Annotated in this window: 22 protein-coding genes; 15 read left to right on the top strand and 7 right to left on the bottom strand. The window is 42.2% G+C overall.

Annotated elements, in window-relative coordinates:
- The first annotated feature begins 218 nt into the window (after nucleotides 1-218).
- The 5 genes from NOS7107_RS19095 (at nucleotide 219) to NOS7107_RS19080 (ending at nucleotide 4195) form a co-directional block, all read left to right on the top strand.
- Entirely contained in the window at nucleotides 219-1409 is a 1191-nt protein-coding gene (locus NOS7107_RS19095) for a DUF4336 domain-containing protein (RefSeq protein ID WP_015114585.1), read from the top strand.
- Between the two features lie 362 nt (nucleotides 1410-1771).
- Nucleotides 1772-1915, top strand: coding sequence for a hypothetical protein (locus tag NOS7107_RS28680; protein ID WP_157374090.1), 144 nt, complete (start codon nucleotides 1772-1774; stop codon nucleotides 1913-1915).
- A gap of 59 nt (nucleotides 1916-1974) precedes the next feature.
- Nucleotides 1975-2199, top strand: a complete 225-nt coding sequence (locus NOS7107_RS19090) for a hypothetical protein (RefSeq protein WP_015114584.1) — start codon at nucleotides 1975-1977, stop codon at nucleotides 2197-2199.
- Nucleotides 2200-2207: 8 nt separating this feature from the next.
- Entirely contained in the window at nucleotides 2208-2627 is a 420-nt protein-coding gene (locus tag NOS7107_RS19085) for a PIN domain-containing protein (RefSeq protein WP_015114583.1), read from the top strand.
- Nucleotides 2628-2794: 167 nt separating this feature from the next.
- Entirely contained in the window at nucleotides 2795-4195 is a 1401-nt protein-coding gene (locus NOS7107_RS19080) for a hypothetical protein (RefSeq protein ID WP_015114582.1), read from the top strand.
- Nucleotides 4196-4199: 4 nt separating this feature from the next.
- Here the strand turns inward: NOS7107_RS19080 and NOS7107_RS19075 are convergent, their stop codons facing one another.
- The 4 genes from NOS7107_RS19075 to NOS7107_RS19060 form a co-directional block, all read right to left on the bottom strand.
- Entirely contained in the window at nucleotides 4200-4772 is a 573-nt protein-coding gene (locus NOS7107_RS19075) for a binding-protein-dependent transport system inner membrane protein (protein WP_015114581.1), read from the bottom strand.
- A 241-nt stretch (nucleotides 4773-5013) separates the two neighbouring features.
- Nucleotides 5014-9459 (bottom strand): nitric oxide synthase oxygenase, encoded by a 4446-nt coding sequence (locus tag NOS7107_RS19070; RefSeq protein ID WP_015114580.1) that lies wholly within the window; start codon nucleotides 9457-9459, stop codon nucleotides 5014-5016.
- Between the two features lie 512 nt (nucleotides 9460-9971).
- On the bottom strand, nucleotides 9972-10772 hold the full coding sequence (locus tag NOS7107_RS19065; RefSeq protein WP_015114579.1) for a PhzF family phenazine biosynthesis protein: 801 nt from the start codon (nucleotides 10770-10772) through the stop codon (nucleotides 9972-9974).
- 78 nt (nucleotides 10773-10850) lie between these two features.
- Complete coding sequence (locus NOS7107_RS19060) at nucleotides 10851-11360, bottom strand: hypothetical protein (protein ID WP_015114578.1); 510 nt, start codon at nucleotides 11358-11360, stop codon at nucleotides 10851-10853.
- A 244-nt stretch (nucleotides 11361-11604) separates the two neighbouring features.
- Here NOS7107_RS19060 and NOS7107_RS19055 point away from each other — a divergent pair, with 244 nt between their 5' ends.
- The 10 genes from NOS7107_RS19055 (at nucleotide 11605) to NOS7107_RS29185 (ending at nucleotide 18712) form a co-directional block, all read left to right on the top strand.
- Nucleotides 11605-12996 (top strand): aminopeptidase P family protein, encoded by a 1392-nt coding sequence (locus tag NOS7107_RS19055; RefSeq protein WP_015114577.1) that lies wholly within the window; start codon nucleotides 11605-11607, stop codon nucleotides 12994-12996.
- 254 nt (nucleotides 12997-13250) lie between these two features.
- Nucleotides 13251-14726 (top strand): signal recognition particle protein, encoded by a 1476-nt coding sequence (gene ffh / locus NOS7107_RS19050; protein WP_015114576.1) that lies wholly within the window; start codon nucleotides 13251-13253, stop codon nucleotides 14724-14726.
- Nucleotides 14727-14915: 189 nt separating this feature from the next.
- Nucleotides 14916-15176, top strand: a complete 261-nt coding sequence (gene rpsP / locus NOS7107_RS19045; RefSeq protein WP_015114575.1) for a 30S ribosomal protein S16 — start codon at nucleotides 14916-14918, stop codon at nucleotides 15174-15176.
- On the top strand, nucleotides 15139-15576 hold the full coding sequence (locus NOS7107_RS19040) for a KH domain-containing protein (RefSeq protein ID WP_015114574.1): 438 nt from the start codon (nucleotides 15139-15141) through the stop codon (nucleotides 15574-15576). Before rpsP ends, NOS7107_RS19040 begins: the two co-directional genes overlap by 38 nt.
- Nucleotides 15577-15743: 167 nt before the next feature.
- Nucleotides 15744-15917: a 30S ribosomal protein S21 gene (gene rpsU, locus NOS7107_RS19035; protein ID WP_015114573.1), complete on the top strand. Its 174-nt coding sequence runs from the start codon at nucleotides 15744-15746 to the stop codon at nucleotides 15915-15917.
- Between the two features lie 223 nt (nucleotides 15918-16140).
- On the top strand, nucleotides 16141-17094 hold the full coding sequence (locus tag NOS7107_RS19030; protein WP_015114572.1) for a PhoH family protein: 954 nt from the start codon (nucleotides 16141-16143) through the stop codon (nucleotides 17092-17094).
- 41 nt (nucleotides 17095-17135) lie between these two features.
- Nucleotides 17136-17540 carry a ChuX/HutX family heme-like substrate-binding protein gene (locus NOS7107_RS19025; protein ID WP_157374248.1) on the top strand — a complete coding sequence of 135 codons (405 nt, stop codon included), beginning with the start codon at nucleotides 17136-17138 and terminating at the stop codon, nucleotides 17538-17540.
- A 333-nt stretch (nucleotides 17541-17873) separates the two neighbouring features.
- Nucleotides 17874-18008 (top strand): hypothetical protein, encoded by a 135-nt coding sequence (locus tag NOS7107_RS29735; protein ID WP_301280981.1) that lies wholly within the window; start codon nucleotides 17874-17876, stop codon nucleotides 18006-18008.
- Nucleotides 18009-18029: 21 nt separating this feature from the next.
- On the top strand, nucleotides 18030-18515 hold the full coding sequence (locus tag NOS7107_RS29190) for a transposase (protein WP_216594389.1): 486 nt from the start codon (nucleotides 18030-18032) through the stop codon (nucleotides 18513-18515).
- A gap of 44 nt (nucleotides 18516-18559) precedes the next feature.
- Nucleotides 18560-18712 carry a hypothetical protein gene (locus NOS7107_RS29185; protein WP_157374151.1) on the top strand — a complete coding sequence of 51 codons (153 nt, stop codon included), beginning with the start codon at nucleotides 18560-18562 and terminating at the stop codon, nucleotides 18710-18712.
- Between the two features lie 406 nt (nucleotides 18713-19118).
- Here NOS7107_RS29185 and NOS7107_RS19015 read toward each other — a convergent pair whose 3' ends face one another.
- The 3 genes from NOS7107_RS19015 to NOS7107_RS19005 form a co-directional block, all read right to left on the bottom strand.
- Nucleotides 19119-19595 carry a hypothetical protein gene (locus NOS7107_RS19015; RefSeq protein ID WP_015114570.1) on the bottom strand — a complete coding sequence of 159 codons (477 nt, stop codon included), beginning with the start codon at nucleotides 19593-19595 and terminating at the stop codon, nucleotides 19119-19121.
- A gap of 24 nt (nucleotides 19596-19619) precedes the next feature.
- Nucleotides 19620-19964 carry a hypothetical protein gene (locus NOS7107_RS19010; protein ID WP_015114569.1) on the bottom strand — a complete coding sequence of 115 codons (345 nt, stop codon included), beginning with the start codon at nucleotides 19962-19964 and terminating at the stop codon, nucleotides 19620-19622.
- 116 nt (nucleotides 19965-20080) lie between these two features.
- On the bottom strand, nucleotides 20081-21226 hold the full coding sequence (locus NOS7107_RS19005) for an IS4 family transposase (protein ID WP_015114568.1): 1146 nt from the start codon (nucleotides 21224-21226) through the stop codon (nucleotides 20081-20083).
- Nucleotides 21227-21338 lie beyond the last annotated feature (112 nt).

The following is a 21338-nucleotide window of genomic DNA, read 5'->3' as shown; positions in this document are numbered from 1 at the left end:
TTGCACAAAAACAGCCAAGAATCTACTGAAAACTTTACTAAAACTTTAAATTCCTGAAAAGATTTAGCAGGCATATAACTGTATTGACTGGAACAACGATAATTAACTGTTAAATAATTTATTTGCCAGCAGCTTACAACAATTATCATTTACATGAGGTATTAAGCCTTTTTTCCTCATCAAAATTTACTCTAGTCAACTCAGAGATACTTGATTTTATGTATCCCAGCAGGAATTCCCAAGATTGGTCATGGCCGTTCTGGCCTGTTGTTCCCCTTTATCCCTACAACAAACGGCGAACACTTTGCCAAGAAATTGTTAAAGATACAATCTGGACATTTGAGCAGTTTCACGGCATTCTCTATACTATTGTGCCGATACGGATGACTGTAATTAAGCTGACAGGTGGTGGTTTGCTGGTTTATGCGCCTGTTGCACCAACTATTGAATGTGTGCGTATGGTGCAGGAGTTGGTAGGCAAACATGGTGCGGTGAAGTACATTATTCTGCCAACGAGTTCTGGTTTAGAACATAAGGTTTTCGTCGGCCCTTTTGCGAGATGTTTTCCCCAAGCACAGGTTTTTGTTGCACCCCATCAATGGAGTTTTCCGTTCAATTTGCCTTTGAGTTGGCTAGGTTTTCCGCAACAACGGACTTCTGTATTACCTGAAGATGCTAGTCTTGCGCCGTTTGCGGATGATTTTGAGTATGAGGTGTTAGATATCAATTTGGGGCGGGGTTCTTTTGTGGAAGTGGCATTTTTGCATAAGCGATCGCACACACTCCTCCTCGCCGATACAATCATATCTGTACCTGAAAACCCGCCAGCTATCTTTCAATTAGACCCATACCCTTTGTTATTTCACGCCAGGGAAAACGCCCTCCAACCCATTGAAGATAACGCCGCAAACCGCCGTCAAGGATGGCAGCGTATTTCCTTGTTTGCGATTTATTTCCGTCCTAGTGCGTTGGAAGTAACTAAACTAGGTGAAAGTTTCCGTGATGCAGTTAAAGCCCCAGACCATTCTCGTAAAGCCTACTTTGGTTTATATCCATTTCGTTGGCAAACAAATTGGCAGCAGTCATTTCACGCCCTGAGTGCTAATGGTCGTCCATTTGTCGCCCCCATTTTGCAAACCCTCATTCTGCCCCAAGCACCACAACAAGTTCTCGACTGGGCAAACAAAGTTGCAACTTGGGATTTTCAACAGATTATTTCTTGTCATTTTGATGCGCCTATAACTGTAAGTCCCCGTCAATTTCGCCAAGCATTCAGTTTCTTAGAAAAGCAGCCATTAGTAAGTGCAGAAAGTCAGCCTTTGTTAGAGGAAGACTGTAAATTTATCAAAGAACTAGAAGCAAACCTACTCAAACAGGGTATTGCTACTCCTCCCAAGGAGAAGGTGTAATAGCAATTCTCTGAGAAGCTACACTCGATAAATTCTGTAGAGATGTTGTATACAATATCTCTGCAACAGTTCAATCAAATCCCGCCGCCTAGAACCAAATTTCCAGGCTTATAGCCGAAGTCCACTTAAGTGGACTGGAAGAAATTTTTGGTTGAGTCATCTTGAGATGACTGGCGCTATGAGACTATGAATTCAGTCCGAGGGGTGACTAAGAGTCATATTTTTTCAGCGATTAGAAATCGCGGCTATGCAGGCAAAACCCGCCTACGCGGGTTATTTTATTAAGTCCACACAGGTGGACTTTGTTTGTGTAGTAGCGAATTCTATTCGCTTATCGCAATGCGCGTGAACTATTTCAGTCAATGGGAATCAATGCTAATGTGAAACTCTGCAACGATGCAATTGAGCGTCTTTCTCAACCACAAATGCCTGTAGTTACTCGCCGTGGTTGTTGGGCGTGGTTGCGTCAGTTGTGGCGTTGGCTTCGCTCTTGGTTACGGCAGTAAACAAAATCCATTCACTTATAATTAATATAAGCTGTTAATTTCCAACTTCTTAATTACCTATGCAAAAACTAGAAATAGAACTCGATCAAGAAACATTTACCAAAATCAACCAATTGGCACAAACCTATAATTGCGAAATTTCTGACATAATCAAAGCAATGATTGATCAATTAACACAACCAGAAATTCTTAATGATACATTTATCGGTAAATGGGCTGATGAAGCCGAATTAGTTGATAAAATGGTTGCAGATATTTTAAGAGATAGGAATTATAGAGACTAAATTTAGGTGTGAGAAAATCTTTAATTGATACGGATATTTTATCAGAAATTCGCAAATTAAAAAATCCTAAAATAAATGCTAAAGCCATTGGTTATAAAGGTATATGGCAACAGTACACAATTTCTGTGATTACTGTTTCAGAAATTATCAAGGGATGGAGGAAAATAAATCGTAATGACCGGATTCAAGAGTTTTTAACAGATTTATCTCAACTGGAAATCTTGCCTTTAGACCAAAGCTGTGAAGAACTTTCAGGTTTGATTCAAGCAGATTTAGAAACATCAGGACAACCAATCGGATTAGCAGATGTCTTAATAGCTGCTACAGCGATCGCAAATAACTTAGTTTTAGTAACAGGTAATACTAGACATTATCAGAACATTCAAGCATTAAGATACCCTTTAGTCATCGATAATTGGCGAGAATGAGTTTTTCTTCAATTGATAGTCTATTCAACAAAGTGGGATGCTCCCTAATTTCATACTTTATACTTCACACTTCATATTTGTAATATTCTATAAGTAGAAATCAGGAGCAAATTCCTGTGATGCAGCGTCATATTCAGTAAATATCACTCAAGATTAGGTTTCAGCCGATGTCCAACAGTCTGAGCGGTAAGCTGCCACTTTTGCTGACATTCTGCTTATTTACTAGCTTGTTACCTGCATCTAGTTCTGTATTATGTCCAGTGATCGCTAATAACAACTACCTCGCTAATCGAGATTATGGCAGAGATGGGAGTGTGGGGACAAGTGGGCGATCGGGTAGAGATGGCCGCGACGGTCAAAATCAAACCATCTTTGTCGATGGTTCAGCAGCCAACTTAGACTTATCAGGTCAAGATGGAGAGGATGGCGAAGACGGTGGACATGGTTATCGCCCTGACTGCGGTTATCAACCAGAGAAGGGAAATCGTGATATTCATGCAGCTAATGGCGGTGCAGGTGGCAATGGTGGTAAAGGCGGAGATGGCGGAAATGGCGGTTCTGTCACGGCTTACTACAACAATTTAGCCGATTTACGCAAAATTCTTGTTCGTGCTACCCCAGGCGAAGGCGGACGCGGTGGACGTGGGGGGAATGGTACATCTGGTTGCAATTGTCGCAGGCGCAGTTGGGAAGTGGAAACCTGCAAAGGTACTCCTGGTAGTTCTGATTACAAATGTACTAAGAAGCGTTATAGATGTTACAACGGACGGGATGGAAGCAACGGTAGCGATGGTAGGGATGGTAGTAACGGGCGTTTAGGAGTGTTGAGTATTGTGAATGGTAAAGAACCCTTGGCAACTGACACTCCTAGCATTAAATTATTCATTGCAGAATTAACTGGTCAAAAGTTCATCCTCTCGAAAAATAAATGGAACCTGCGTACAGGTGCAACTTCGTTACTTGCGCCTGGTTCGATGATTGCTGATGAGTACCGCGAATTTGAACAACGTTTGGAAGAGTCTTTTCAAATTGTTTGGCAGGAAAAACAACCAAGTGAAAGTTTTGGCAATCAATCTATCACAGTCACTTTAAATGATAGTAAGCAAGTAGAAGTTACTTTCCCTGATGATTTGTGGGTTGATGCTAACAGTAAAAGTGAGAATAATTTGACAACCTATAACGTTAACCACGCAATTCTCAAACAAGATGTTACCCGGTTAGCGGTAGCCGAATTTGCGGATGCGGGAGAAAACCTCAACTTAAAAATAGTCGATTTAGCAGCCAAATCTGATGTGCTTCAGACTAAATTTCGCGTGAAATTCCGGGCGCGGGATAACTTTGGCGGTTTCTCTGACTATAAAACTGTTTATGAAGGTGATGTTCCATCTGATTTTGTCACCCGTGACTATAATCGGTTTATTTTGGCGTTAGGCAAGCTAAAAATCCCAGAAGATGCCTTACGTCCTGGTACAAATGTTGATATTGAAGTGATAGCAACGCGCTTATTAGGAGAACGTTCGGCAAAGCAAACTATTAACTGGCAAAGTGCAATTCGTAAACCCAAATAAAAAGTTAAGTAGATTTTTTACTCTCAGAAATCATCTGTGCCAATAGAGACCCCATAAAATCTAAAAATTGATCCAACAAAGTGCCGATAATACCAATGTAGAGTAAAAACTGAATGATGTTATTAGTATTACCAGCTTTGTAGGCTTCCCAGAGAAGAAAGCCTAAGCCTCTAGGGCCAATTAACATTTCTATGGCAATAACTGTAAACCACGCTACCCAAATGCCAACTTTCAGGGCATGAAATACATGAAATATAGCAGCCCGAAAGTTATTATTTTGCCTACGAAAATGTTGTAAACCTATTGCCACATTAATGATAATTGTCCAGAGAGTGGCAATAAATATCACCGTTACCGCAGCAGGTTCACTATCTTGAAATAAGACAAGAGCAATTGGGAGTAGGGCTAAAGGTGGAATGCTATTGGGTATCTGAAATATTCTTCTAAAAATCTGATACACTGTAACATTTATGCCAATGAAATATCCAATAAAGCTACCGAAAACAGCAGCCGGAATGTAACCTACGAACAGTTTTTGTAGGCTGGCTAAAAAATCTAAAAATATAGTTTGTTCCATGCCTCAGTTTTTATTTGGAACGTCTACATATTACTGTGGCAATCAACAAAAAACAGTTAATAGATAACTCAAGGGAATATATGATAGTTTTCTGAAATTAAATTTATCAGAAAATTGAAGCTGAATCACAAAAATAAATAAAATCTCAGTAATTCATGAATAAAAGATCCCCGATTTCTCAAAGAAATCGGGGATCTAATCTTTACTGATTTTCAACAGTAAATCATCATCCCATCATGTCTCAAATATTATAGGCAATGGATGGTGTTGCTACCTCTGGAACTTGTGCCTGATCATCTGCCGATTGATTAACACGATCCAGCCATCTTTGGGCTTTTGAGTAGTTATCTTTCTGCACTTGTTTGATGGCTTGTTTGTAGTTGAGTGTGATTCCCCAAACATCGGCAGTGAAGCGTTTTTCCTGTTTCATTTTGTCAAAGAACTGGACAGCTTCTAGGTGTGATAAACCACCTTCAGTATTGGCGATCGCTAACATGACTTCATAAACATCATCGGCCATTTTGGCATCACCACAAACATAATAGTGGCATTTTGGATGACTCAACAGTTGCCAGATTTCTTGGGGTTTGCGCTGCATCAAATGTTGAACGTAGACTTTTTCTCCGCCTTGGCGAGAAAAAGCCACGTTTAATTCTGATAGCACGCCCTGGTTGTACCATGTCTGCAATTGCTCTTGATAGAGGAAGTCCTGGTGATTACGACAACCAAAGAATAAAGCTGCGTCTGCTAAGGGTTGTCCTTGTTGCCACAGGGCTTGTCGGTATTGCAAGAAGCCAATTAACGGTGAAACCCCAGTACCTGGGCCTACCATCAACATCATTGCTTCTGGATCACTGGGTGGACGGAAGGTGGAGGTACGAACGTCAATTCTTACTGTTGTGCCTACTTCCAATCCAGCTAGGTAGTTGGAACACAGCCCTTGACGGACTTTGCCTGCATCGGTGGTAATTTGCAATACCCCCACTGTGATTTGAATTTCTTGGGGATGTAGCAAGGGACAGGAGGAAATGGAGTACAGACGGGGTTTCTGTCTGGGGAGTAACTCTAGTAAGGCGGCGAGGGTAATTTTGGCGGCGGGGAATTCATCGAATAAGTCAGCCACGCTCATGTAATTGTCGGTGATATTTTTGGTGAGCGCGATGCTGTCGGGATGGTCTTCACCTTGGCGGAGAATTTCTAACCAAGTTTCTAGGCGTTGTTTTTCTGTGAGGTTTGATGTGGCGGAGTGTAAATATGCCAATAAATCATTGAATGGTTCCCGCAAGGCTAAATCTAGCTCTTCATGTAGCACATGACCGACAGTTGTAGGTACGGCAACTGGGGGTTTGTCTTCGGTTTCCTGACCATCAGCGGTAACGTAACTAGCACTGAAGTAGGTGTCTTGAGTGACATTCAGGCGATCGCAAATTCGCTGCACCAATGCTGATGAGTTGCAAGGATACACTGCCACATGATCGCCTGTTTCATACGTCAGGTTGGTATTAGCAATATCGAAGCTGATAAATCGGGTGGAACGGCTACCGGGAATTACTTCTTGCAGCAATTCTTGATTTGCAACTACAGGAACGGCTATACCGCGATCGCCACTGCCGATAATACAAGAAAGATTGAGAACTTCGGCGACATTCAACACTTTCACCTGCAATTGAGGCGCATGAGCCGTAGTCCCATCGGCGGCTGTGGCATCTTCACCTAAAACACGACTAATTAATCTCACCCACTGTTTAAAGGTGTCGGCTTGTCCTTTGATTTCGTCAGCTTTATGTAAGGGAGCGATAGAGTTTGCCCCTGAGCGAGCTAAGGCTTTATCAACCGCAATTCCTGCCGCACAGAAGTGTTCGTATACGGTACTACCCAGCCCCAACACAGAATAATTTAAACTCATCAGGGAACCAGGCGGTTGCTTTTTCAACCAATGCAAGAATTTTTTGCCGTTCCCTGGCATTTCCCCATTACCAAAGGTGGAGGTGACAATTAGTAGTAGTTTCTCCGAAGCTAAAAGGTCGGGGTTGTACTCATCCAGTTCCATCACCTTGGGACGATAACGATTTAATTGCCGTGCTACAGTCCGGGCAAAACCTTCGGCTGTGCCAGTTTCTGAGGCATATAAAATCAAAATGCGGTCTTGCTTATTGTCGTCTTCAGAAGCAAAAGTCGTGATTTTTTCCAGGTCAATCCCATCTTCTACTGCCCAGCGATCGGCTGCATGGTGATAGGCTGGTTCTAAATAAAAGTCCCGTGTTTGATGATGCCAAACCGGACAAGCGCTACCGCCGGCTGGTGGCATCACCCAACCCCATTCCGCCGGACACTCTCTACCTGCTTTCTTTTCGCGCAAATCGTGGGCGAGGTACTGGCGCGAGGCAGATTGATGATCTACCATTGTTACCTTCGCTTTTTGGAAGGAGTACAGGACAGCAATATTCAATTCTAAGGCGACGCGATCGCGCCACAAGGTCTGCTCGGAACTAATATCTAATTGCAGTACTTTGGCGATGTCTTCGAGTTTGTCGTAACGTCCTTCTTCCATGAAATCACGCATGATTTCTGTACCCATGTACCAGCCATTAAAGGGGACGCAAGCGTAAGTAATGCCACCAATATCCATACGGAAATTACTGATGGCAGGGATGGCATACCAGCGCAACCCTAAAGATTTGAATTCGCTAATGCTGGGATGTTCAATGTCTATTTCTAAAATTTCGTCTTGGGGGAATTCATAAAGCTTTGGCTCCATTCCCGGCACTTCAATCACTATCGGTAAAATATCGTAAGGGGTGCGGGGTGATGGTGGTTGCCAACCTAGTTTGATCACTGCTTTAGTTAAATCTAAGTTAGCGCGATCGCCTATCACACTGCCATCTGGTTGTTCGTAGGCGGCGTAACGCAGTAATTGGGGATTCCACAGGCGAGGCCCCCAACGTTCTTTCGGTTGTTTGGGACGAAATGCGGTCATGATCACTTGAATATTGCCGCCATTTGTCCCTAAACGCAAATGTTCGACTAATTCTTTGAACATTTCATCAGGGTCGGTAACATGACGGCAATCACGCACCACCATATTATTCCACTGAATCCGACCAATACATTTGGAAGCATTCCGCCAAGCTAACTGTGCGCCATAGGCGAGTTCTTCGTAGGTATGACTGTAAGCACCTGTGGCTTGAACTTCTGCTTGAATTTCTGCCCAACGTAGTTTTTGATGTTCTGGTTCCCAACCTTGTTCAGTCGCAATCACTTCGAGAAATTGCTTGGCTTTTTTTAATAACCTTTCTTCATTCAGCTTAGGCAACTTCATCACATTGGTGACGCGATTAAACAATGTCTGCCATGCCCGCCGTAATTCTGGGGTAAAATTCGGCACATACTTTTCAAATAAGACAAACATGGTGTCCGAAATGGCAGGGTATGCACAAGATGGTACTCCCACATTGCCGTGAATTTGTCCTAATAATCGCAGTTCCAGCAACAGTTCATCAGTGGTTTCGCTTTTCAAGCAACGCATGAGAAAATCCAATGATTGAAACAGGTGCAAAGATAGGTAATCAATATCTGCCCTGCCAAAAATCGGCAACACAAAGGGATATTTTTCAAATAAGGTCTGATAAAATACCATCCCCATTTCTTGCTTGTTTTGGCTAAATATCTGCCAAGTGTCTGTCATCTCCTGGAGTAATTCTTGTGGTAAAGCGTCTTCATAACAACGGACTGCTTCTACCATTGGGACAATGATATGGGTATTGAAAAACTTGTAAAGCGCAGAATTAACACCTTTAGCTAAATCTTGGCGATCGTATTCTTCCAGATAAGGAATCGAGGGTAACATCCACATCCACACTTGTCGCGCTTTTACCCAGTGGTGGGGACGCATCCCAATATCCGCAAACAAAGCCCCGTAGTCTTCTACTGTATCGAAGTCATCGCCTTTTTCGTAAGGCACACCTGTGAGAGGTTCAGAAATAATGTTTTGGGTGTGGGGCTGGAGTTGGTGAATACAGTAATCAAATAACTCATAAAAGTAATCTGTTATGCTGTCGATCGCTTCACCAAAGATATGTTCTAGTTCTGGTTCTTCTAGCAACAGCCGTTTAAAGAACTTTTCCATTTGCAGTTCTTTCCAAGCCCGTAGCTTATTCCAGACATCCTTGACGATGACTTCTTCATTGGCTGTCAGGGGAATAGCTGCGGGAATTTCTACTTCTTTGTCGGTTGTTGAGGTTGGTTTCAGTTGAACACGCGTATGGCTTTGCTGATTGGCTAATAAGTTGACGGTGCTGCTATTTGCTTCACCAATAGTCTGGGTGATCCGTGTTTTCAGGGTTAAGTAGGGTGCCAGACTCCAGGTGGTGATGGGAAATTCTAGTTCAATTGAGTTGTGACCATGCAGAAAATCTTGCGCCGCAAAGGTAACTGTCCCGGCATCTTGCCAAGGTTGCGTCATATCGCCTTGGCGATAACACAGTGTAATGGTGATCGCGCAGTCTTTGTAGTTAGTTAAATTCAACAACCAGCTGGGCTGCATCCGCGAAAACAGATCCTTGGATAAAACAGATTGTCCTTGCTCAGAAAGTATCTGTACACGACATTTATATTTAAAATCTCCTCCAGATGGAACATCTGTAGCTGAGATTTCTGTTAAATTAATCAGTTGTTGATCGTAATCCATGTGTAAAAAATTATTGGGATGACTAGCAAGTTCAAGTTGATACCAAAATTCGCTGCAACACCAGAGTTAATCTCATTTCTGCGGGAATGAAATCTTCAAACAAGACATCAAAAGTTTGGGTAGTTAAGGTTTCAAATCCTCATCCCCTACAAAGCGAAGCATCTTGTTGTGTAATTCCTATTTTTGTATCGTATCGGTTACAAAATGCTCATTCAAAAATCGGCAAAATCAAATTGATCAAAACAGCCTAGAAGAGTCAGCCACCATAATTGATCATTGACTGGAGTTAGAACGATGATTCAGTGGTGTTGAAAGTTTCTAATAATTGATTCTGATACCTGAACTATCCGTTCTGTATACGTTTTCAACGGGTATTTACACATATATACTGACTCACAAATCCTTAAAGGGGCATTAACTAAGTTTGCGTGTTAGATGATACTTAACGTTGTATTATACAGGTTTTTAAGTGTAAATCACTACAATCTTGCCGCTAAATTTTACTTTTTGTTTCAAAAACTAGTAAGTTCACCTTGTAATATGGTAATTGCTTGACCAGAAAGGAGTACGCGATCGCCGCCATCATAATACAACTTGACGACACCGCCCCGACTAGATGCTTGATAAGCCAAGAAAGTATTTTTATGCAAGCGATCGCGCCAAAATGGTGCTAAACAACAATGGGCGGCTCCTGTCACTGGATCTTCATCAATGCCGAGGGCTGGAGCAAAAAAGCGCGAAACAAAATCATATTCTGAGCCTGGATGAACTTTACTAGTAACGATTACCCCATGTACAGGCAATGTTTTGAGAAGTTGAAAATTTGGCTGCATTTGCCGTACTACATCCTCAGATTCTACTTCTACGAGATAACCGAGGGAATTTTGGTAAACCGCATTGTAATTTACACCTAAAGCTGTACTAAGTTCCGGTTGTGCTTTCGCCACTTGTGAGTTATTTACCGGAAAATCTAGCTCAATCCATTCATTTTGTAACTTGGCAATCAATAACCCACTTTTGGTATGAAATCGAGCCACTTCATCCTTTGATAAATGTCCTTCAGACCACAGTACGTGGGCGCTGGCTAAAGTTGCATGACCACAAAGCGGGACTTCTACCGCTGGCGTAAACCAACGCAGACTAAAGCCATCATCCTGTTTCACCAAAAAAGCCGTTTCCGACAAATTCATCTCCTGTGCTACCTGCTGCATCCAGCGATCGCTTTTTGGTGCAGGCAAAACACACACAGCCGCAGGATTCCCCGCAAAAGGTTTATTGGTAAAAGCATCAACCTGAGTAATGATTTGTCTCATAGAGTTATTTGGGAAGTTGATTGAGTAAGTAAGTCAGCGATCGCTCTTTCTCGACTCACTACTTTATCACTCTGTCAGTCATATAGAACGTTGCTCAGTACGCATAAAAAGAGACACAATTACTCCCAATGCGATCGCTCCCCAACCCAACCAATTCATCGTTTTAGAGGAATAATCTAATTGAATTGGTGAAGTATTTGGATTCTGGATTAAAAAATTAATCTTTTCAGCAACGGCTTCAGCTTCAGCGGGATCTTTTCCATCTTGACCAATTTGGTAACTAACACCCTTTCTCGTAACCACCAACACTCGAAAAAACTGTATATCCTGAGCAGTACCATCTACATCTGAGCGTGTAGCATTAATGATGGCAACTTTTCCCTGAGCAATATTATCAATAGTTTTCTCTTCGATTATCTCTTGACTAAATGCTAAACGTTCAGTTGTTGTACAAGATGCTGTTTTCGACTGAGTGGCTTGACAATTAACAATTGAACCTCCAGAGCCATACTGTAGAATAGCTATACCAAGTGCAAACAAAGCACCACCAAAAAATAAGCGCAGTAGTACATCTGGTAAGTTTTTCATATTTATGTATCTATCTTGAATAAAATATGACCCTTATATAACCTTTCTTATAATTCCCAAATATTTGCCATAAATAAAGCTAAAATTAACTCCCTGGTGTAAATATGATCCAAATTACATAAATGTATAATATATGTTTTAAACCTACGTAAAATTGTGATTTAATCTAGGATTAAATATCCAAAATCATTCACCTCTCTCTTCGTGGTTAGAACATTCTGAATTCTGATTTATTTTTATTTTTATGCTTCTACACAATATCTCCAACAACCTCAGCGATACCCTACGCCACAGAAGAGAAAAACTCGCGCAGTTAATTGATTTCCCGGTAATTCTTTGGTCAGGCAGCAACAGCCCCCGCAACTTTAGAGCTAATACCTATCCATTTCGCGCCAGCAGCCATTTCCTGTACTTTGCTGGATTACCCTTACACAATGCCGCCATCCATCTAGACGCAGGCAAGCTAGAGTTATTCATGGATGATCCCGAACCAGGTAGCGCCTTATGGCATGGGGAAACACCCAAACGCGAAGAAATTGCTGCCAAAATCGGCGCAGATGTAGCCAGAACCCTATCCGAGTTGAAACATCGGGGGAGTGGTGCAGCCTCAATTCCGGTGCAGAATTATCGCACCAGCCTTGTGCAGGCTCAAATTCTGCACAGAGAGATTGCTTCACCATCTAACTTGGCAGGGTTAGATTTAGAACTAGCCAAGGCAATTGTGACTTTACGCCTCACCCACGATGCAGAAGCCTTAGCAGAATTACGTCAAGCTGCGGCGGTGAGTGTTGCTGCACACAAAGCGGGTATGGCCGCCACCCCCAAAGCGAAACGAGAAGCAGAAGTCAGGGCGGTAATGGAAGGGGTAATTATTGCCCAGAACATGACCACTTCTTACAACAGTATTGTCACTGTTCACGGCGAAGTTTTGCATAACGAAGCATATCATCACCCACTACAACCCGGTGATTTACTGCTTGCTGATGTAGGTGCAGAAACAGAAATGGGGTGGGCGGCTGATATTACACGAACTTGGCCTGTTTCCGGTAAGTTTTCCCCCACACAACGAGATATTTATGATGTTGTTTTAGCGGCTCATGATGCTTGCATTGCTCAGATTCGCCCTGGTGTAGAGTATCGGGATATTCATTTATTAGCTGCGACTACTATCACCGAAGGTTTAGTGGATTTAGGCATATTACAAGGTAAACCGGAAGATTTAGTCGAAATAGATGCTCATGCCTTATTTTTTCCCCACGGAATTGGGCATTTACTCGGTTTAGATGTGCATGATATGGAAGACTTGGGAGATTTAGCCGGATATGAAAATGGTAGGACAAGAAGCGATCGCTTTGGCTTAAGTTATCTGCGTCTCAATCGTCCCCTAGATTCGGGAATGTTAGTCACAATTGAACCGGGATTTTATCAAGTCCCAGCGATTTTAAATTATGCTGACAATCGCGCTAAATATCAAAATGTCCTGAATTGGGAGCGTTTATCTCAGTTTGCTGATGTCCGAGGTATCCGCATTGAAGATGATGTTTTAGTGACCGCTGAGGGTAGCGAAGTTTTAACAGCCGCATTACCAAATGATGCTGAGACAGTAGAAAATTTAATGGCACATATCTCCAATTAAGAGTTTTTATTTTATGTTCTTCCGAAAAGATTTTTTGGCGCTCGTTCAATACGCACACACTTCAACAAACCACTAAAATCAGACTTTACACACAAAAGACGGTTGACCACCCTAACATCAGTAGGTATCCAGTTGTTCAAGTCGGAGTGAAAACTACTAAGCTGGTAGATAGCACGTTCAAATTCTACCGGAAATTCTGCATCGCTGTTTGGCGATTCAGGCTTCCCTATTGGCTAACTACTTGTAACTAAGATATGTTTGACGCATTAGCAGACCGTTTAGAATCCGCCTGGAAAAAACTACGGGGTCAAGATAAAATTTCGGAATCCAACATTCAAGACGCTTTGCGAGAAGTCCGCCGCGCTTTGTTGGAAGCAGATGTCAACCTCCAGGTAGTCAAAGATTTTATTAGCGAAGTTGAAGCCAAGGCGCAGGGAGCCGAGGTAATTTCTGGCGTGCGCCCTGACCAGCAGTTCATCAAAATTGTCTACGATGAACTAGTACAAGTGATGGGGGAAGAAAACATTCCCCTGGCGGAAGCTGAACAAAAGCCTACCGTTGTGCTGATGGCTGGGTTGCAAGGTACTGGTAAAACCACCGCCACCGCCAAGTTAGCTTTACATCTGCGTAAATTAGATCGTAGCTGTTTATTAGTCGCCACAGACATATATCGCCCAGCCGCTATTGATCAGTTGATCACCTTGGGTAAACAAATTGACGTACCCGTATTCGATTTAGGCAGTGACGCTGACCCAGTAGAAATCGCCCGCCAAGGTTTAGAACGCGCCAAAGCCGAAGGTGTCAACACCGTCATCATCGATACCGCTGGTCGTCTGCAAATCGACGAAGACATGATGGCGGAATTAGCCCGCATCAAAGCCACAGTCCAACCCCACGAAACTTTGTTAGTGGTGGATGCAATGACTGGTCAAGAAGCCGCCAACCTCACCCGCACCTTCCACGAGCAAATCGGGATTACTGGGGCAATTCTCACCAAATTAGACGGTGATAGCCGTGGTGGTGCGGCGTTATCAGTCCGGCAGATTTCCGGCGCACCCATCAAATTTGTTGGTATTGGGGAAAAAGTCGAAGCCCTACAACCTTTCTACCCCGAACGCATGGCATCACGGATTTTGGGGATGGGCGATGTGCTGACCTTGGTAGAAAAAGCCCAAGAAGAAATTGACTTGGCAGATGCCGAGCAAATGCAGGAGAAAATTCTATCAGCGAAGTTTGACTTTACTGACTTTCTCAAACAGCTGCGTTTGTTGAAAAATATGGGTTCCTTGGGAGGCATTCTCAAGATGATCCCCGGTATGGGTAAGCTTTCCGATGATCAACTGAAGCAGGGAGAAACTCAGCTAAAACGCTGCGAAGCGATGATTAATTCCATGACCAAGCAAGAACGCCAAGACCCAGATTTATTGGCAAGTTCTCCCAGTCGGCGACGACGGGTAGCCAGTGGTTCTGGTTACAAAGAAGCAGATATCAGCAAGCTGGTGTCAGACTTCCAAAAAATGCGATCGCTCATGCAGCAAATGGGCAAAGGTAACTTCCCCGGTATGCCTGGAGGTATGTTTGGCGGTGGTGGTATGGGCAGCGCCTTTGCCGGAGCAGGCAACCGTCCCTCCGCCCCTGGATGGCGCGGTTACACTGGTGGCGGTGGCGGCAGCGGCAGCAAAAAGAAAAAACCTAAAGATAAAAAGAAAAAAGGTTTTGGAAATCTTTAATTATTGGTCATTAGTCCTTTGCTCATAACCAATGACTAATGACTCTTGACCAATAGCCGTAAACACTAATCAAGTGTTAAAATAGGCATTTCAGTATGGGAATTTATTAACAAAGGCACTTTCGCTCAGTTATTTCCCTGATGTATCCGCTGCAAAAAATCCATATAAACAGGAGAACGATTCTTCAACATGATCAAACTGCGCTTGAAGCGATACGGAAAAAAGCGGGAAGCGAGCTACCGCATTGTCGCCATGAATAACCTCTCTCGCCGAGATGGTCGTCCTTTAGAAGAACTGGGCTTTTACAACCCCAGAACCGATGAAGTAAGACTAGACGTTCCCAGCATCGTCAAGCGACTACAACAAGGCGCACAACCCACTGACACAGTACGTCGCATCCTAGTAAAAGCTAATGTTCTTGAACAGGTCAGTGCAAAACCCGTATCATAACGAAAACACACAATTTCTTCTGACAACTAATCCCAACTACGTTGGACTAGTTAAATTTTTGATGCAGCCGTTTTTAGAATCTCCAAAGACTTTAAGCGTTGATTGTGAAATTTCTCACACCCTGAAAAAGGCTTGGATTCGCATTGCCTTTGACAGTGAAGATAAAGGCAAAGTATTTGGTCGAGGCGGACGCAATATTCAGGCGATTCGGACAGTAATGGCCGCCGCTGCGGAACTTGCTGGACAATCAGTCTACCTGGATATCTATGGCAGCAGTGCTATGGGGCGAGATGGTATCTCTTTTGATGAAGACCGCGAAGAGCGCCCGCCACTGCCAAAAACTAGGGAAAGAGGCGGGGACAATGGGCCTAGACCTATTGCTAAACCTCGTTTTCGCTAGGTTTAAACTAAAAAGAAAGGAAGATGAGGGAGAAAAAGTATGAAGTATGAAAGATGAAGTCTGAAACTTAATCTTTCTGCATTGTGCCTCCTCTCATTGACCTAATTTCTAAATGCTATTTTTGAATGCAACTTCTAAATATCTCTGTCAGGGGGTGAAAATAGGGAGTGGCTGAAGTTCGTCTAGGTGAAAATGAAACAATTGACTCGGCACTAAGACGTTTTAAAAAGAAAATTCAAAGAGCCGGGATATTATCTGAAGTTAAACGCCGGGAAAGATACGAAAAACCCAGTTTGCGCCGCAAGCGGAAAGCAGAAGCTGCACGTAAAGGTGTTCGTTAATAAGGGTTTGAAAGCTTAATTAATTTCAACCTCAACCTAGTAGAGACGCGATCGCGTCTCTACTTTAACTAGAAAAAACAGCAAAAATAACTATGTGAAATAGTCATTAGCCAGTAAAAATGACGAATCACCAGAAAATAATGTAAAAATAAAGTTAATTAAAAATCCGAAAGATACTGAGACCGTTGTTAAAAATAACTCATCACACATTTAAGAAATAACTATGGCAGATGCTTTAAAGATTCAGCTGCCAAATATTCCCAGTGCGATCGCTCTTGCAGGTGATGGTGAAGAAAATCTCAAAATCCTGTCTCGGCAAACAGGCGCGGTGTTAGTACTACGGGGACAGGAATTACAGATTACTGGCACAGATGCACAAATTAATTTAGCATCGCGGTTAGTGCGATCACTAGAAGACTTGTGGATTAAAGGCAACAATATTTCCAGTGCCGATATTCTAACAGCCCGTCAAGCCCTAGATAGCGATCGGGAAGACGAATTACAAGAATTACGTCGAGATGTTCTGGCTAAAACCCGTCGCGGTGATGAAGTCCGCGCCAAAACATTTCGTCAGCGACAGTACATTGAAACCATCCGCAAACGTGATGTTACCTTCTGCACCGGGCCAGCGGGTACAGGTAAAACTTATCTGGCTGTTGTTGTCGCAGTTCAAGCACTCCTCGCCAACCAAGTAGAAAAACTGATTTTGACTCGTCCCGCAGTAGAAGCCGGTGAAAGATTGGGCTTTTTACCAGGAGACTTACAGCAAAAAATTAACCCTTATTTGCGTCCACTTTACGATGCAATTTACGAATTTATTGATGCTGAAAAAGTCCCCAATTTAATGGAACGCGGCATTATTGAAGTTGCACCACTCGCATACATGCGCGGACGCACCCTAAATCATGCTTTCATAATAGTGGATGAAGCTCAAAATACCACACCTGCACAAATCAAAATGGTTTTGACGCGATTGGGTTTTCGTTCGCGGATGGTGATTACAGGCGATACCACACAAACAGATTTGCCTCATAATCAACAATCAGGTCTATCAGTCGCTTTAGACATTTTAAAGCACGTCGAAGGCATTGGTTTTTGCGAATTCACCCAAAAAGATGTAGTGCGTCATCCCCTAGTTCAGCGAATTGTCGCTGCTTACGAAAGATATGAAAAATAGGCAACAAATGAGTCATGACAAATGACAAAGGATTATTAATTATGAGCGCAAATTTAAAAGAATTTTTAGAAGCTTGTGAAACTTTGGGAACTTTGCGTTTAATTGTTACCAGCAGTGCTGCTGTATTAGAAGCACGCGGCAACATAGAAAAACTATTTTATGCCGAATTGCCTAAAGGTAAATATGCCAATATGCACACCGAAGGCTTTGAATTTCACCTCAATATGGACAAAATTACTCAGGTAAAGTTTGAAACAGGTGAAGCAAAAAGAGGTAACTTTACAACTTATGCAATTCGCTTTTTAGATGATAAACAAGAACCTGCTTTAAGCCTATTTTTGCAATGGGGAAAACCAGGAGAATATGAACCCGGCCAAGTAGAAGCTTGGCATGATTTAAAAGAGAAATATGGCGAAATTTGGCAGCCTTTACCAGTAGAGCTATAAGTCATATCAAGTCCGCTTAATCACTTACGATATGTCATTGCGAGTTGTAGGTTGGGTGAAGCGACAGCGAAACCCAACATTGATATTGGCGTAAGTAGCCGTCATGAACTGCGTACAGCAGAACGCATGAAAAAGGGATAATAAAAGGAGCATGGTGTTCTACAGAGTTCGTTCGTTCTTGGTGCGTAAAAGCCTGTTAAATAGCCAGAACCAGATACCCGCAAGAACCGGTAACTGTTGCGCCTGTTAAAGAGGAAAGCACGTAAGTCAGATTATGACTCATGGGTATCAACAGGACACTGTGCCTTGTCGCCAAGATCAGGTGAGGTAGTTATGGAAATAGTATATTCCCGTTGTGCAGGTCTGGATGTCCATAAAAAGACAGTAGTGGCTTGTGCAATCACACCCAAATCGAGTGGTGGTTGTCACAAAGAAATTCAAACATTTGGAACAATGACCAGGGATTGACTACATTTGTCAGATTGGTTGATGGCAAGGGAATGTACTCACGTAGCGATGGAAAGCACGGGAGAGTATTGGCGGCCAGTATTTAATATCTTGGAGGCAAATTTTCAAGTATTACTGGTGAATGGTCACCACATCAAAAACGTACCTGGACGGAAAACTGATACCAAGGATGCTCAATGGATTGGAGAATTACTGATGCACGGACTGTTGCGTGCTAGTTTTATTCCACCGATAGAGCAAAGGGATTTGCGTGACTTGATTCGCCATCGGACAAATTTCATTCGTGAGCGAGCAACGTTAGTCAATCGAGTCCAAAAGGTGTTAGAAGGGGCGAATATCAAACTAGCGGCAGTGGTATCAGATGTCATGGGAGTATCAGCAAGAATGATACTGGATGCTATTGTCAAGGGAGAAACTAACCCACAACTGATGGCTGAACTGGCATCCAAGCGTTTAAAAGACAAACGCGAGCAACTCATACAAGCCCTGGATGGAAAAGTGCGATAATCGCTGTTGCACATTCGATTTGAAAAATCGCCTACTACTTAATTTTGCGTCAGGAGACTTATCAAGATTTAGGAGGTGATTATTTCGATAAACAAAAGCCAGAGGCGACAAAAAAACGTTTAGTTAAACGTTTGCAAAAACTAGGATATGAAGTTTCACTGACTCAGCTAGAAACTGCGTCGCCAACGCTTGCCTGATTGAAATAACCTGTCTTTACTTGAGTTCGGATTGTCAAACACAGTCTGTACCGTCATTTTTTCTGCTTAATTTCAGCGCAAAGTATTTTCAAGTCAGAACTGTGCAAATAAACCGAACTATATAACGAAAAGTAAAATTATCTAAAACCCTCTTCCCTTCTGCCTCCTGCCTTGTCATGACGACAATTTTTAACATCGACCTACTTAACAGCAATTAGAGTGAACATTCTTATTCCAATTTTTAAGGAACTAGTACCGCTACGCGGAAGTAAAAAGGCAAAAGTAAAAAGTAAAAAGTAAAAAAGCTTATATCACAAGCTTTTCACTAACTTGAAATGGTATCTTTATTTCCGCCGTGTTGTACTAGTATCTTCTAGCAATAGGTTTGATTAACCTTTACACTCAATTATTTCTGCACTGCATCAACATAATCTAAATAAATTTTTGTGGGAGTCATCTCTAAAACTTTTACTTTTGCTCCGTAGGTAGCTCCGCTATTTTTTACTAAAGTGTCTTGGCAGTTTGACCCTTCATAATGCACTCCTCCACTCTGAGGAGAAGTTTTAGAACTCACAGAAATAGTGCAGATGTCTTTCCCCTCCCGGAAAAGTGTTGCATTAACACTGCCAATTTTATCGCCATTACTTGCAGCCTCAACGTAAAATTTGAAGGTTAAAACTCTATTTACAGGAGAGGGTTCAACAGTCCAGGTTGCCTCATTTATTAAAGAAGCGTTCCTAACAACACGACCAATATCACCAGGTTGAGGAGTAGAAATAGGTTCTGTCTCAGGTGTTGGAGTAGTACCATTGGTAGAGGTTAGAGCAGTAATAGGAGGCGCTGTTGGAGTTGCAATAACTTCAGGTTGACCAGATTTAGACAACCGAATAATCCTAACTGTCTCTTGCTAGACTGCCAAGTTAATATTAAAATTTTGAGGTGGATAGCCAGTTTTATTTAAGTTGACACGAACCTTACCTTTAGTGGGAATGTTAACCCTAGCATAACCATTACTATCGGTATAATCGTTCTCAGGGGAACCTTTGGCAATAACCTGAAGCTTAACGTCTGCTAAAGGTTCTCCTATTTCTGTTTGTGTAATAAGCTCAACTTCTTGCTGTGATATTGTGCAGGTATCTGCCAACAAGCCTATGCTACATCTAATTTCTGGAACAGTAGCAACTGTAGCCACAGTTCCGATTAACGCTACAACAAAACCCCACTTAACATAGTTGAATGTTTTAGTATTCATAAAAGCTATTTTTTAACAAGTATTAACACCACTAATTTTCAGATCCTATCGATATGTCTGAAGTTGCTTTCTGTTAAACAACTCAATAAAACAAACCTGAAGGGGTGACAAAAAAGTTATAAAGCAGACTGGATAAGAGTCATAGCCCGTAGACCTTGTTGAAAATATGGCAGTTTACTGGGCTTGAGGCGCATCAATTCATGAGCTAAATCAGCCCAAAATTCCATTGCCCCTACCCATAACTGACCATACAAACCAATCCAAAAAGCACTATGTCGGCGGTGCAATCGTTGTAACTCCTTCAGACGACCAACATATTTTTGTAGTCCAGAGGAGCGAGAATTACGACCAACTAAAATAGCACAAGTATAGGCAATAGCAATTAATAAAATCAGTGCTATCAAACGTTGACCATCAGCATAAGTAGATTCGAGATTATACCCTCCAGTTTTACAATCTTTAAACATGGCTTCGATACCACTCCGCAACTTAAATGCTTTAATGGCATCTTTGAGACTATCAAGGTTAGTTAATAAAAACCAGCCAGCAGGCTCAACAACTCCACGATATTTGCGCTTGTAATATCCGGCGAGATTAAAATTGGCAAACCCTTTCTGTTTAGTTGCTTGAATCCCTGTCAAAAAAAACGAGATGCCAGGAGTTAATCCCAAAGATTGTAAGCGTTGGTGTGATTGGTTTTCTTGCCGAATATAAATACCTTGTTTCTGACGCAATACAAAGTCAATGCCCTTGCTATGTAACCAATTTGCTAGTTTTATACTGTGGAATTCTCTATCTCCCAGTACCAGCATTTGATATCCCTTAAATAACTGCAATAGTGGACGAATTAATTTTTTCTGCTCTCCCAAATTGCTACATCCTTTTTTAGGTAACAATAGCCAGTACACAGGTATTGCTCTTTTTTGTTCTATTAAACTAATTACAAATACATTTTGTGAACGCCATTGTGTTCTATCAATCGCAAATATTAGCCGTTTCTCTCCTCTTTTCAGACTATTTTTCACCCATCGTTTGAGCAGGGGAAACCACAGATATGGAATCGACAACTGAGGTAGTAGTAAAAATCTTTGTATACTCCGCCTCCGACTTTCAAATTTTATCGGTTGTGGAAATACTGTTGCTAGTTTCTCAATTGTCACAGTTTTATGAAATTGCAATAGCATTAGTAAGATTTCTAGCATCTTGTACTGTGCGGGTGTCAGTACATTTTGAAAGCAGTTTTGGTAGAATTTAGGTAACATTATCATTTGATAGGTCTTGTTGAGAATACCTGACCTATCTTTTTTTACCCCAAAACGGTCACGCTCCTCTATTTTCTTGGCTTCAGCCGCTTTGTCACCCCTTCAGAAAACA

The sequence above is a fragment of the Nostoc sp. PCC 7107 genome (assembly GCF_000316625.1).
In the GTDB taxonomy this organism is placed as follows: Bacteria; Cyanobacteriota; Cyanobacteriia; order Cyanobacteriales; family Nostocaceae; genus Nostoc_B.
The sequence above is the reverse complement of the archived record's forward strand: the minus strand, read 5'-3'. Positions and strand labels throughout refer to the sequence as shown.